Genomic DNA, 14199 nt, shown 5'->3' on the forward strand with positions numbered 1-14199 from the left:
GGGTCAGTGCGCCTGAGCCGGGGATTGCGGCTTGGCCGAGGTCGCTGCGCCGCCCGGCTGATAGGGCGACGCCTTAACCGGCGTACCGGGCATCAGGTTCTGCGCGCCTTCGACGACGACACGATCACCAGGCTGCAGACCGGACGTCACCAGCCAGTCCTGCCCGACGGTTTGGCTCGTCGTGATGGGGCGGGGTTGCAGCTTGCCGTCAGCGCCGACCACCATGACCGAAGCGCCGCCTTTGGCGTCACGGCTCACAGCCCGTTGCGGGGCGAGAATGGCGTTGGAGGCAGACCCTTGCACCAGGACAGCGCGGGCGAACATGCCGGGAAGCAGCAGGCCGTCCGGGTTGTTGAAGATGGCGCGAATGTTCTGGCTGCCGGTGTCGGCGTCCACTGTGACATCCGCAAACTGAAGCGTCCCGTCCTGCGCATAGGTCGAGCCGTCTTCCAGCATCAGCTTGACCCGGGCGCCATTGGCGTCTCGGGTCAGTGCGCCGGACGCGATCTGTTGGCGCAATCTCAGCAGATCGCTGCTGGATTGGGGAATATCGACATAGACGCGGTCGATCCGCTGGATCGTGGCGAGCGGAGATGACTGAGAGGCGGTGACGAGGGCGCCGACCGTGAAGCTGGACCGTCCGATGCGGCCCGATATGGGCGCTCGCACCGTCGTCCGCGCCAGATCGATCTGAGCCGTGCGAAGCGCAGCCGCCTGGGCCTGAACATCCGCCTCCGCCTGCTGAGCGCTGGTCACAGCGTCCTCAAGCTCTTGCTGCGAGATGCCGTTGATCTTGGCCAGTTCCTGATAACGGCGCGCCAGACCCGCAGTCGAGGCCACGGCCGCCCGCGCCTTCGCCAGGCTCGCCTGGGCGCTCGCCACCTGGGCCTCATAAGGCGCGGCGTCGATACGATACAGGGCTTGGCCCACCCGGACAAAGTCGCCCTCCTCAAACAGGCGGGCCGTGACGATGCCATTCACTTGCGGCCGAACGTCAGAGGTCTCAGCCGCGCTGATGCGGCCCGGCAGTTCCGTCGACAGGGTGACGGCGCTGGTCTTGATCGTAACGACCGACACCTGCGGGGGGCCAGCGGCCGGTTGCTGAGGCTGTGACGAACAGCTCGCGAGGAGCAACGCCAGACCAATCGCCGGGGCGACAACTTTCATCCGTTAACCTCTTGCAAACCATATGTGAACGAACGTTCACTCACTGTTGTGCCGGTCCTAGTCTTAGGCTATGGGGCCTGTCAAGTGAGGATATGTACTTTATGGCTTCAGTGGCTAAGGTGAGAGAAGCGCGAGCAGGTGCGCGGCGTCAGGCGCTGATCGACGCCGCACGCGCCCTGTTCTCGAAACAAGGATTCCATCAAACCGGCATGGCGGAGCTGGCTGCAGCGTCCGGCGTCAAGATGGGACAGATCTATCGGGACTTCGGCAGCAAGGACGACATCATCGCGGCCATATGCGAAGAGGACATCTCCCTATTGCTGTCCGATGTCAGACTCTTCGACGACTCCAGGGCCGGCAGTCCTGAGGCCCTGCGGACTTGGATCGACGACTATGTCGATCATCAGCCCCGGGTGGACCAGTGTCGGATGATGACCGAGATTGCAGCCGAGGCCGGACGAAATCCGCGCGTGGCCCAGATCCTGGTCGACTTGGAATCCCGGCTCCTGACGAGCCTCGACTCCACCTTGAACGCCGTAACCAACGGGCGGATCGATCCCATCGTGCGCCTACGTATCGTGAAAATCATGTTCGCCCTGAACTTGGGCTTGATGATCCAAAAGGCGGCGCAGCCCGGCCATGACTCCACCGGCATCCTTCGCCCCGCGATGGACCTGATCTTCGGCGAGCTTGAACGTCTCATGCGCCATGAATAGGCTCAAAGCCTTCCGCGCCTTTGGCCGCTGCGACGCCCGACCGAGCGGCAGCGTTGGACCGCCCTGAAAAGTTTGATCGGGGGCACGCTGTAGATTTGCACGTCCCCTTCCGGCTCGGCGGCGCTTCCACGACCGTCATCTGGAGCCGAGGTCGCGGACGGATGTCAGAAAGGCCGTCGCATACGTAAGGTGTAGCTGGGGTCTGACGGAGGCCACGATTTGGGTGCAAAAGGGCGCCGTGAGATGTCGTCGAGGGGCGAGCATCGTCTACCAACCGCCTGAAAATACTGAAAAATGTCTAAAAATCAAGCGCGTAGACTGGCCGTGGCGCCGATGATGGACTGGCTAAATCCGGGTTATTTTTCAAGCACTTGTGCGATGTTATGTGCAAAATTTGCACACTGAAGTTCCCGCCCCATTCTGCTTTCATTCTCACGAAATGGATAAATAGGTCGGATTGGTCTGCTCCCTGGAAACTGGATCACTGGACGTTCGAGTTTTCTGGGGAGATTTCCCGCGCTGGGAAGGAGCGGAAGACTATGAAGACATCGCGATTTTCGGCCCAGAAGGCGTTCATTTCGAAGCAGGGGCGATGACGGTGTTCCGTGGCGGAGATTTGTAGCTGCGCCGAGGTCAGTTAGAGCATGGCTCGCTTTGACGGAATCGGGATTCCCAAGTTTGCGGTGATCTGATTCAACATTCGTGCTGGATGGGAGGCCAGCCCGGATGACGGCTCCTTATTCGATGGATCTTCGTGAGCGAGCGTTGGCGCGTAAGGCGGAGGGCGAGACACACCGGGAGATCGCGGCGGCGCTTCGGATCAGTCCGTCTTGCGTGTCCAAGTGGACGAAGCGAGTTGGAGAGACAGGTTCGGTGGCGCCGGGCCAGGTCGGCGGCCACAAGCCTCGCACGCTATCAGGAGACTGCGCCGAATGGCTGCGCACCCGCATCGCCTCAGGGCCGTTCACGCTCAGAGGGCTGACGGCCGAACTTGCCGCGCGCGGGATCAAGACCGGCCCTCGAGCGGTGTGGGTGTTCGTGCACGCTGAAGGACTGAGCTTCAAAAAAAACACTGCTGCCTGAGGAGCAGGCCCGGCCTGACGTCGCGCGCCGCCGCGCACGCTGGAAGGCGCATCAGGGGCGGATCGACCCGTCGCGACTGGTGTTCCTGGATGAGACCTGGGTCAAGACCAACATGGCGCCCTTGCGCGGCTGGGGGCCGAGGGGGCGACGCTTGAAGGGCCACTCGCCCTTCGGTCACTGGAAAACCCTGACCTTCATCGCCGCCCTGCGCCATGACCGGATCGACGCGCCCTGGGTTATCGATGGTCCGATCAACGGCGCGATCTTCCTCGTCTACATCGAGAAAATACTGGCGCCGACCTTGTCGCCTGGCGACGTCGTCGTCCTCGACAACCTCGGCAGTCACAAGGGCAAGGCCGCCCGCGCCGCTGTCAGGGCCAAAGGCGCACACATGATCTTCCTGCCCCCTTACTCCCCCGACCTGAACCCCATCGAACAGGTCTTCGCCAAGCTCAAACACCTCATGCGCAACGCCCAGCCCAGAACCTTTGAAGCCACATGGCGAAAGGCCGGAGAGATCATCAATCTCTTCAGCCCCGCCGAATGTGCGAACTACCTCGTCAACTCAGGATACGGTTCCGTGTGAAGGAAGCACGCTCTAGGCGACGTACTTAATTGAAAGAAGAAGCGCGCGCCCTTCAGCGCCTTGGCGGCGCTTGGTATCCAGTCCTCGTAGGGGGCCGTCGAACGCCAGCGCCCCGCGCTTGGCCTGATCCATCATTCGGATCGCGAGATCCAGTATGCCGCCGAAGCCTATCGATCAGCCCTGGCCCGATCCGGCATCACCCCGTCGATGAGCCGCAGGGGCGACTGATGGGACAATGCGCCTATGGAGAGCTTCTTCCACACCCTCAAAACCGAGCGTGTCCATCACCACGTCTACGCCACCCGAGACCAAGCGTGGCGAGACCTGTTCGGATAAATCGAAGCTTCTACAATCCCCGTCGCCTGCACTCAGCACTGGGCTAGATCAGCCCCGCCGAGGCCGAACGCAGAGCGGCATAACCCCGTCCACTTTCTCGGGGGAGGATCAGCCCGGCAAGCGCGGACCCAGCTCCCGCCTTCAGCAGCAGGTTGAGGCCATCGGCCAACTGCCGAAGTCGCAGCAGAAGTTCGTTTCTCAGATGCTCGACACGGTGCTGGCTCAACACGCCGGCTACCCCCGTCGCCACCCCGCCGATCGACGGCGGCGGCGACGGGAGACATCGCAGCGACTGCCTCCGGGGACGGCTTCAGCCGCGCCTCTGGCGGAGCCGTTTCAGCAGCTGAAGAACAGATCCATCCGAACCATCTGCCACCGCAACGCTCTGCAAAAACGGATCACTAGAGCATGGCTCGCTCTGACGGAATCGGGATTCCCAAGTTTGCGGTGATCTGATTCAACATTCGTGCTGGATGGGAGGCCAGCCCGGATGACGGCTCCTTATTCGATGGATCTTCGTGAGCGAGCGTTGGCGCGTAAGGCGGAGGGCGAGACACACCGGGAGATCGCGGCGGCGCTTCGGATCAGTCCGTCTTGCGTGTCCAAGTGGACGAAGCGAGTTGGAGAGACAGGTTCGGTGGCGCCGGGCCAGGTCGGCGGCCACAAGCCTCGCACGCTATCAGGAGACTGCGCCGAATGGCTGCGCACCCGCATCGCCTCAGGGCCGTTCACGCTCAGAGGACTGACGGCCGAACTTGCCGCGCGCGGGATCAAGACCGGCCCGCGAGCGGTGTGGGTGTTCGTGCACGCTGAAGGACTGAGCTTCAAAAAAAACACTGCTGCCTGAGGAGCAGGCCCGGCCTGACGTCGCGCGCCGCCGCGCACGCTGGAAGGCGCATCAGGGGCGGATCGACCCGTCGCGACTGGTGTTCCTGGATGAGACCTGGGTCAAGACCAACATGGCGCCCTTGCGCGGCTGGGGGCCGAGGGGGCGACGCTTGAAGGGCCACTCGCCCTTCGGTCACTGGAAAACCCTGACCTTCATCGCCGCCCTGCGCCATGACCGGATCGACGCGCCCTGGGTTATCGATGGTCCGATCAACGGCGCGATCTTCCTCGTCTACATCGAGAAAATACTGGCGCCGACCCTGTCGCCTGGCGACGTCGTCGTCCTCGACAACCTCGGCAGTCACAAGGGCAAGGCCGCCCGCGCCGCTGTCAGGGCCAAAGGCGCACACATGATCTTCCTGCCCCCTTACTCCCCCGACCTGAACCCCATCGAACAGGTCTTCGCCAAGCTCAAACACCTCATGCGCAACGCCCAGCCCAGAACCATTGAAGCCACCTGGCGAAAGGCCGAAGAGATCATCAACCTCTTCAGCCCCGCCGAATGTGCGAACTACCTCGTCAACTCAGGATATGGTTCCGTGTGAAGGAATCGCGCTCTAGTGATCCACCTAATCCATTGTTTCGACAATACAATTGATGATGCGACGCGAGGTGGATCACTAGTGATCCATTTTGCGCCCGAACATTGCACTTTATATTCAAAGACTTAGGGCCGCCGCAGGTGTGCGTAAGGTGTGCATCGTTCCCACTCCGGAACGATCCCTCCAATCGGCCCCCTCCGGGGCACTGTAATTTTGATCTGTAAGCGGAAGGGTTCCACGCCCGGCGAACCGGCCCTCTAGGCGTCCACCGAACCATCGCCAGAACCACGACGCGGCGCCCAGCCGGGACGACCTCGAGAACGGATCACCTGGGGGGATGTTCGGTCGTGCGCGAGGCGACGGCATCCGACCGGATCGGCAACCCCATCAGCCCGTGCATGAAGCCGTGGAACAGCGGACCCAGCACCAGCCACCACAGCACCAGCCCCGTCAGGCCGCCCAGCGCGAACATCACCACGTCCATCATCAGATCACCCTACACCCGACCCCACCAACGACGCTCAGCGCCGGCCGTTCCTGCCTCACTGCCACGCCGTCAGACAATGCCGGCGCGAAGCCTATCCTGCACTCGACCGCCACGGCCGCAAAACAGGCAGCTCAGGGCAAGTCGTTGGGGGCGCTAAAATCGATGGCGAAGCGACAGGTAGACTCCTTCGATCCCCACCTCACAACGCGGAGACCGCAGGTTCGGGGCGCAAGAACAGCCCAATTTCGAGGGCGCCTAAAGTTGTCACTTCTGAATAACTTGTGACCGGAACAATCTCATCTATCAGTTTTAAGTCAGGGAAATCAGCTATCATTTCCGCGATAATGGATGCGATATCATCATCAATCTCTGGACTTCCTGTCATATGCACAACACGAATAGCAATAGCGCCCTCCCCCACGCTTGCTGAGCAGCTCAACAATTCGCAGTGAGCTCGCCCATACAACGCTCTAAGAAAGGATAATCGGACGATTTCATCTATGGTCATGACCTAAAAACTCGCGTCGGAAATTAGTCGAAGAGATATTTCTACTGGTCGCGCTGGTATAATGTGCGCTCCACTATTTCCGTAAACGATTATTGCCCTGTCAGTAGCGCTGGCAACACCTGTCGCGGGATCAACGTACTGTCCGATCACACCATTGGCTTGCACGCGCTCTTTAAACCCAGGAGCGCCTCGTTCGATCTGACCCACTTGCTGACCAGTCCCTCCGAGACGGTCCAGCATCCTCTGGGCCGGTGCCGTCAAAATGCTACGCCCGGCCTCATAATTATTGTGACCCACGATATGCTTGCCCTGCTGGCCAGCGTTAATGGCAAGTTGAGAAGCGGGGTGCTGCGCACGGGCCGCCACTTGCAAACGCTCAGCAGCAATCGTGGCCCGTTGGGCTTGAGAAGGGGCGATCCGAGACGCCAAATTTGACAGGCGCGCTCCCAGAGGCGCGAGCCGTACCGCGACCCGCTCGCAAACTCTAGCCCACCCACCGATGCACATCCCCGTGGGGTCGGTGTTGTTCACCGGATCGTTTGCGACGTACGCATAGAGGTTGACCTGATCCTCGTACCCGATGGGATCGGTCTGTAGGAACCGTCCCAGGGTCGGGGAGTAGATGCGGGCTTTATAGTGGTACATGTCCAGCTCCGGCAGCCAGGCCTGGCCGGTGTACTGGAACCGGCCGGTGTTGCCCGCGCCGGGGATGCCGTATTCGTCGTAGGTGTTGACGTTGGTCACCGTGCCTGAGGCATTGGTCCGGGCCGTGATCGAGCCCTGGTGATCGGCGTAGAGGTATTGGGGCGCGGTGACGCCCGATCCCTCGAACTCGACCAGGGGCGTGTCGGAGCCGTCGGCGTGGACGTAGCGGCGCAGCATATTGCCTGAGGCGTCATACTCCGCCGTTAGCTTGTCGCCGTCGTAGAGATAGCGGGTGACGGCGTTGCCGTTGCTGGAGCTCTGGAACAGCCGCCCCAGCGGATCCCAGACCAGGCTCGTGCCGTTGGGGCCGGCGATCAGGCGGTTCTCCACGTCATAGACGTAGCTGTCCGTGCCGTCCGAGGTCAGGTTGCCGTTGGCGTCATAGATGAAGTTCTTCGGCCCTGCCGAGGTGTATTGGTTCAGCCCGTTGACCGCATAGTTGCGGGTGACGTTGACGTGGTCGTTGAAGCGGTAGGCGTCGTTCGACACCGTCCGGCTGGTCACCTGGCTGGCCGGATTGTAGCCGAAGCCGGTCGTGACGTCATAGCCGGTCCCCACCGGATCGTGCGTCAGGCTCGTCAGCCGCGACAGGCCGTCATAGTCGTAGCTGGTGGCCCCGCCCCAATAGCCGCCGTTTTCGCGGTAGAGCAACCAAGGGCGTCCTAGCGCATCGAACAGAGCGTGGAACAGACCGACCGTATTGTTCAGGTCGGTGGACCCAATCCGCCCCAGTCCATCGCGGTGGTAGTTAACGTACTGACCGTCCGGATGGGTGATGCGGGTCCGCGCGCCGTTCAGATCGTACTGATGGTTGAAGGTGCGGGTCACCCCGCCCAGATTGACGCTGGACGCGGTCATCCGTCCCAGGCCGTCCCAACTGTTGGTCACCCCCTCCCCGGTCGCGCTGTCGAAGCGGGCGTAGAGCTGCAGCCCGCGCAGATCATAGCCGTAGTAGACGTCCCGCGTCGCCGAGGCCGGCAGACCGCCGCCGTCCGGGATGATCTTGGACGTCATCCGGTTCAGGGCGTCGTAGGTGTAGTTGATGACCCGACCGTCGCGCTTCCTCACCCATTTGCGATTACCCGCCGGATCATAGCCATAGGCCTCGTAATCCGTCGCGCTGACTTCGCCCGCAGTCGTGGTCGAGGGGAAGTACCAGGCGCTCTGACGATCAAAGCCGTCATAGGTCATCGACGCCTTGTTGCCATTGGCGTCCGTCACACTCGTCGGCTTGCCGTTCGGCGAATAGGTGTAGCGGGCATAGTCCTGTTCCAGCGGTGTACCAACACCGCGCTCAACACGAAGCAACTGACCCGCGGCGTCATAGGACTTGCGTTCGATCCGGTCCGGGCCCTGGCTACCTTCCATGCCCAGCGTACAGGCCGACGTCGGCAGGCTCCCAAACGCCGCGAAATTCATACGAACAGCCGTGCATTCCGGCCTTCCTGCGGCATCATAGCTCAACTGTGTAACCGTCAGAACGGTCTCCGCTTGCACAGAGGTCGACACGACAGTGGACACCGCGACAACTGAGGCCACACCCAAAACGATTTCGAGAGCCCCTCTCACGGAAGCACCTCTTCAATTTTTATTGGGCGTCCTGTCACTGGATCGTAAAACGTGCGCTTTACGCGAACAAGATTGAAGTCTGCTCCGTCCGTCGCATTACCGCTTCCAATCTCTTCGCGAATACGCCTCCCGGCGGCGTCATAGGCGAACCGCTGGACCACCCTAGGCAAAGGCCCTGCCCCGTCCGGGTCCTCAGAGATCGATGAAATATGCTGACCTGCCAGATCATATGTATTGTGTGTCACCGCGCCGGAGGGATCCGTGGCAGACGTCGGCAATCCGCGGTGGTTGTAAGCAAAGCCGCGCGTTATTGTCAGCCCGCCTCCAATGGTTGTTTCTGTCGAGCTTAACAGCGTCGAATCCCAATAAGATCGTTGGGTCCGGACTTCATCATCGGTTCCAGCACAGGAACTTATTGAACTGCATTTAGACATTTCAGTAAGGCGGTAAATCGCTCCATCGTTAGTAGACAAGGCATCGTACGTGTAGCGAGTTTCGAGCCTAACACCATTTAACAGGGCGGGTTGTCTTTCCGTTAGAACACCACCATGGAGATCACCGTATGTAAATTCGGTTCTTCCACCATTTCTGTCCTCAACCCAATTGGGCTGATTGCAGGTTAGAGCATTATCGCAATCCGCGTCAAATCCAGCTTTCAACTCAATAAAGCTGCCGTCGGTCGAAAATTCCTTTTCAGAAACAATGTTTCTTCGCACGTCGTACGTGTATTCAACCCTCTTTCCAGATGGAAATGTTACACGCTTAAGTACAGGATTGTGGTAGCCAAACCAATCATACGAGGTTATTCGGCCAGCGTCATCTCTAGCACTTACTAAATAATTCCGACCTATACCGTAGTCGGCACGCCCGCCATAGCCTATTTTATAGGCCCAAGAACGACCTGTGGGATCAATCACCGTTCTCGTACCGGCATAGAGACCCCACAGCGTGTCTTTCCATTCGGGTGGAAAATCCGACGCCCATAGATAGGACCACTGCGCACCGCCCTCATTCACCGTCGAAATTGTGCTCGTCGAACCCAAGGGTTCACCCGGAAGCGACCGGGCTGTGCGGTAAGAAAACGTCCTTACACGCCCGTCTGGATAATTGACCGCAGTAATGACACGCCTCAACCAACCGTTAAGGCGCCCGCCCGTTCCTTCAGTTACGGTGTATGTCGTTTGGCGGCCCGCTTCGTCGGACAAGATAATCTTGCTAGCTCCAACATATCCGACGCGGAGCGAAGGCCAAACTCGGCCATAAGTACACTCCGCAACTAATGGACAGTTTTCTTCAGCCGTGCGTATAAGAGTTGCGGATAATAGGCACGTCCAACCTTTAGCATCATACGGGACACACATTTCGTCCTGTGAGCGGCGACGAATGCGCAGTCTCAACTGATAGCCCGCACTTGATGTAACAGTGACAAACGACCTATAAATTATACTAGGGCTATCGTAATCGAATGTCAGACGCTCTCCATTTGGTCTTACAATGTAATATGCATCCTCGCTTTCATAGCAATCTGTATCGGCATTCCAATTCGCTAGAAATACGGCACGCATACCATCTCTTCTGATATACTCTAGATGATAGGGAGGCAGGGCGGATTGTGAAAGCGTTCCAGCATCTGTCGGTATCGGCCTCACGACCGGGACGGGCTGAGGATGCGGAGGTATTGGAACATCTGAAGAGACCCCCTCAGTAGAAAGGTCGATAATTTCAGACTGACCATCGACGGAAACGAACTGTTTCTCGTACATTTCCCACTCGTCTGGGTTAAGATAGCAACCGACAGACGTCGTGAGATTGTTCCCCCAAGCGGATTCAATATTGGAAGACGATCGATAGATGAGCTGAAATACCGGATTCCCCGCGTTTGCCGCAGGCATGGACAATGTATGCTCAAAAAAGATTGAGCCTGAAACTATATCAACCCCGTTTTCATCACGTGTGACAGGCAGTAACGGCTTTATCGCAGAAGCGACATCCTGGGCCACAACTTGCGCACACGTAACGATAGCCACCACGTTGATGGCAATCGTCAGCGATATTTTTTTTACATTCATAGCTCGTTCCACACCGCCTGAATTTGGTCATTAATCGATCCAAGATTCGCCACGTCCACACAACAATCAAAAAATCTTTGTTCTGCTAATTTATGAGTGCTTGAATCTCTCTGAATTCTTTGCGTTCACTGCACATCTGTTCGGTTCGGCTTATTATCGGTGCCGCCAAGACCTTGCACGGTCTACACGCTGCCTTCGATCTCCAATGTGAGGTTTCCCCACGTCGAATAGCTGACGCCCCCCCCCCCTAGCATCAGTCACGCGGATTTCAGATAAATCTTAGTCCAAGATGATCGGCCCCTCACCGCCTCCGTTGCCGGAGCTGTATCTATCGGAATAGCTTCCGCTCGCAACGAAGGTATCCACAGCGCCCCCCGGCACCGCGTGGACGGTGACCGTCATCTCTTTTCCTTGGAACACTTGTGGGTTGGACAGTGTAGCCGTGTCGCCGTTCACGATCGCCTTGAAGGCGATCTGGTCGCCGTTTTGAACCGTGACCGTTGCTGCGCTCGTGGAGACACTGCTTGAATAGGCGGGCGAGTTCAGTCTCAAGCCTTGGTCTACGCCGTTCTTGACGATATTGACCGCGAGCGCCGCAGATGTGTCTCCGTCAACGACCGCCGACAACGTCAGGGTCGCCGTTTGGCCTGCGGCCAAGCCGCTGATTGTCCTTGCTGCGCCTGTCGAATAGTTCGGACTCTGGCTTGAGCCGTTGACCGAATTCCACCACGCGCTGACCATCGGCCAATCTGTCGCGGCGACATTGCCGCCGATATTGTAGTTGTTATCGGCATCGACGACACCGCTGACGTTGAAGGCCGCGAGTTGTGCGCCGGTCTGCAAATTGGTGATGTAGCCGCTAAAGGAAGACTGACCCCGCCCCGTCGTCGTCTCGAACAATGCACGCGTGTGTATCAGATCGCCGTTGTTGACCGTCACGTCGAGGACTGCGGAAGCATCTGTTAAGACATGCTCGATCCAGGAGGCCCCGTTGTTGGTAGAATGGAAAACATGGAGACGGCGCGTGCCCGTCGAGCCCGCAGCAAAGCTGTCCGACTGATTGCCACGCGTGAAACGCAACGTCACAGGCCGGTTGATCCCCGCCACCGTGAGCATGGCCGTATTGGTCCAGGCTGCGTTATCGTTCGATGTGACCGACAGAGTCGGGATCGATATCCCATCAAGCGTGTAATCAGGAATGTTGTAGTTGTTGTCGTTGTCGACGGTCATGGTGGCGGTTCGGTTGGAGAGCTGAGCCGCTCCACCGGGCTGGGACAGGTTCCACACCACCATGTTCATCGTGCCGGTCTTGCGCCCTTCATAGGTGCGCGCATCCACGGCGTAATGGACCTTGTCGCCGTTGTTCACCGTGAAGTCGACGTATTGGTAGCCGCTGTTGCGGGGATCGAACGAGCCCTGGTGGACCCAGCCGGAGCCGCTGTCGCGATAGACGTTGACGTAGATCTCGTTGAAGTTGCCGCTGTAGTTATAGCGTTCGACCCGCAAGGTGACGGGCTGGTTGATGCCCGTGACCGTCTGCGCCGGACCGAACCAGATCGTCGGATCGTTGGTCACCGCATTCTGGTCGGTGAAGTCGTTGAAGACCTCGGGCGTGTAGTCCGGAGCCGCCGCCGTCTGGGCCACGGTGAAGGTGTCGATCGTCTGGCCGGTGGTGAGGTTCTGGACCGTCACGGTGTAGCTGCCTAAGCGCTGCGCGCCATCGGCGGACACAGCCCGCGCCACGAACTGCACGGTCTCGCCGGGCGCGAACTCGCCCCCAGGCCACGACCCGTTGCCGAGATTGGTCGAGTGATACCGCATCACTCCGTTGACCCACATCTCCAGCCGCGACCCCGCCGACAGATTGCCGCTCAGATTAGTGATCGTTCCACGCAGCGTGACATTGCTGTTGACGCCGTTGAGCGGCAGTGCCGTCCCGCCGGTGACGAAGTTGGTCGAGGACGAGGTCCCGGAAATGTTCGACCAGTCGAGGGCGTCGAGCGTGTAGTCCGCCGCCGTCGTGACCTGGAAGGTGTCCGTGACGCCGCCGACATTCAGGGTCGCCGTCTGGTTCGCGCCGCCCGCACTAGGGGCCTGGACCTGAACCTGAACCGTCTGGCCCGCAGACACCGTGCCGGCCGTCGTCGCCCAGGCGCCGCCGTTGATCCGGTACTGACCGCCGCTGATCGACACCGCCGCCGACGCATTGATCCCGGCGATCGTCACCGTGTTCGACGCCGACCAGGCCCCAGAAGCCCCAGTGACCGGCCCGCCCAGATCATAGGCGTCCGGCGTCGTGTCCGCCGTCGCTGTGACCTGGAAGGTATCTGTCACCCCGCCCACCGTCAGGGTCGCGGTCTGGTTGGCCCCGGCTGTCGCCGGAGCCTGCACCTGAACCTGAACCGTCTGGCCGGCAGACACCGTGCCCGCCGTCGTGGTCCAGGCCCCGCCGTTGATCCGGTACTGGCCGCCCGTGATCGACACCGCCGCCGCCGCATTGATCCCGGTGATCGTCACCGTGCTCGAGGCCGACCAGGCCCCTGACGCCGCCGCCACCGGATTGCCCAGGTCGTAAGCGTCGGGCGTCGCGTCCGCCGTCGCTGTGACTTGGAAGGTGTCCGTGACGCCGCCGACGTTGAGCGTCGCCGTCTGGCTCGCACCGCCCGTCGCCGGGGCCTGGACCTGAACCTGAATCGTCTGACCGGCTGTGATCGTTCCGTTCGCCGTCGTCCAGGCGCCGCCGTTGATCCGGTACTGGCCGCCGCTGATCGACACCGCCGTCGCCGCATCGATGCCGGCGATCGTCACCGTGTTCGACGTCGACCAAGCGCCCGAGGCCGCCGTGACCGGATTGCCGAGATCATAGGCGTTCGGGGTCGTGTCGGCCGCCGCCGTCGTCACTTGGAAGGTATCCGTGACGCCGCCGACATTGAGCGTGGCCGTCTGGCTCGCGCCGGGTGTCGTCGACGCCTGGACCTGCACCTGGACCGCCTGGCCGGCGCTCACCGTGCCGGCCGCCGTCTGCCAGGCCCCGCCGTTGATCCGATACTGGCCGCCAGTGACGGACACGGCCACAGCGCCGGTAAAGCCCGACACGACCGGCGCGGCGCTGAGGAGCCATGCGCCAGCCGTCGCGCCGGTCACCGCCGCACCGAGATCGAAGGCGGTCGGCCCCGTCTGAACGCCCGCCACCACAACCTGGCTTCTGTTGCCGGCCGCGTCATACGCATAGGTGACCGTCGCGCCGCCCGCAGTGGTCACCGTCTTCAGACGGCCCAGGGCGTCGTAGGTATAGGTGGTGGAGACCTGCGCATGGCCCGCCGTAGGGCAGAGCATAGAGGCTGAAAGCCCCATCGCAGACGCGACGACCAAGCTCTGACCCATATAGCGCATTGAACGTCCCCCTAAGTAACTTCACCTACCCAGGATTGAGAAGCTTCGCAATGCGGAAATGACACCGATCTGTAAGATCCAGCGCGGAAACGGCTTTGGCCTGACCGTACCGGCCTCACAACCGCGCCAGGATCTGCCGCCAAAGCCACA

At 60.5% G+C, this 14199-nt stretch carries 9 protein-coding genes and 1 pseudogene; 4 read left to right on the forward strand and 6 right to left on the reverse strand.

Going from position 1 to position 14199, the window contains the following annotated elements; genetic code table 11:
- Positions 1-3: 3 nt before the first annotated feature.
- Entirely contained in the window at positions 4-1077 is a 1074-nt protein-coding gene (locus tag OU998_RS15550) for an efflux RND transporter periplasmic adaptor subunit (RefSeq protein WP_267514563.1), read from the reverse strand.
- A 191-nt stretch (positions 1078-1268) separates the two neighbouring features.
- On the opposite strand from OU998_RS15550, the gene OU998_RS15555 reads away from it, so the two are divergent.
- The 4 genes and pseudogenes from OU998_RS15555 to OU998_RS15570 all read left to right on the forward strand — a co-directional run bounded on the left by OU998_RS15555 (position 1269) and on the right by OU998_RS15570 (position 5321).
- Complete coding sequence (locus OU998_RS15555) at positions 1269-1883, forward strand: TetR/AcrR family transcriptional regulator (protein WP_267514564.1); 615 nt, start codon at positions 1269-1271, stop codon at positions 1881-1883.
- 726 nt (positions 1884-2609) lie between these two features.
- Positions 2610-3552 (forward strand): IS630 family transposase gene (locus tag OU998_RS15560; RefSeq protein WP_267513427.1). Its coding sequence is split into 2 segments (ribosomal slippage): positions 2610-2945 and positions 2947-3552, totalling 942 coding nucleotides; the frame shifts between segments, so codons are not numbered across the junction.
- Between the two features lie 93 nt (positions 3553-3645).
- Positions 3646-3935: pseudogene (locus OU998_RS15565) on the forward strand (integrase core domain-containing protein); the annotation flags it as partial.
- 443 nt (positions 3936-4378) lie between these two features.
- Positions 4379-5321, forward strand: a protein-coding gene (locus OU998_RS15570) for an IS630 family transposase (protein WP_267514565.1) whose coding sequence is annotated in 2 segments (ribosomal slippage) — positions 4379-4714 and positions 4716-5321 — 942 coding nt in all. Because the reading frame shifts where the segments join, the coding sequence is not laid out codon by codon here.
- A gap of 322 nt (positions 5322-5643) precedes the next feature.
- On the opposite strand, the gene OU998_RS15575 is transcribed toward OU998_RS15570, so the two are convergent.
- The 5 genes from OU998_RS15575 to OU998_RS15595 all read right to left on the reverse strand — a co-directional run bounded on the left by OU998_RS15575 (position 5644) and on the right by OU998_RS15595 (position 14049).
- Positions 5644-5805 (reverse strand): hypothetical protein, encoded by a 162-nt coding sequence (locus OU998_RS15575; protein WP_267514566.1) that lies wholly within the window; start codon positions 5803-5805, stop codon positions 5644-5646.
- Positions 5806-6004: 199 nt separating this feature from the next.
- A complete protein-coding gene (locus OU998_RS15580) occupies positions 6005-6313 on the reverse strand; it encodes a hypothetical protein (protein ID WP_267514567.1) in 309 nt (102 codons plus the stop codon).
- Between the two features lie 3 nt (positions 6314-6316).
- Positions 6317-8437, reverse strand: coding sequence for an RHS repeat-associated core domain-containing protein (locus OU998_RS15585; RefSeq protein ID WP_267514568.1), 2121 nt, complete (start codon positions 8435-8437; stop codon positions 6317-6319).
- A 146-nt stretch (positions 8438-8583) separates the two neighbouring features.
- Entirely contained in the window at positions 8584-10656 is a 2073-nt protein-coding gene (locus tag OU998_RS15590) for a hypothetical protein (RefSeq protein WP_267514569.1), read from the reverse strand.
- Between the two features lie 279 nt (positions 10657-10935).
- A complete protein-coding gene (locus OU998_RS15595) occupies positions 10936-14049 on the reverse strand; it encodes a beta strand repeat-containing protein (RefSeq protein ID WP_267514570.1) in 3114 nt (1037 codons plus the stop codon).
- Between the last annotated feature and the right edge of the window lie 150 nt (positions 14050-14199).

Origin of the sequence: Brevundimonas sp. SL130 (assembly GCF_026625805.1) — a bacterium.
Lineage (GTDB): Bacteria > Pseudomonadota > Alphaproteobacteria > Caulobacterales > Caulobacteraceae > Brevundimonas.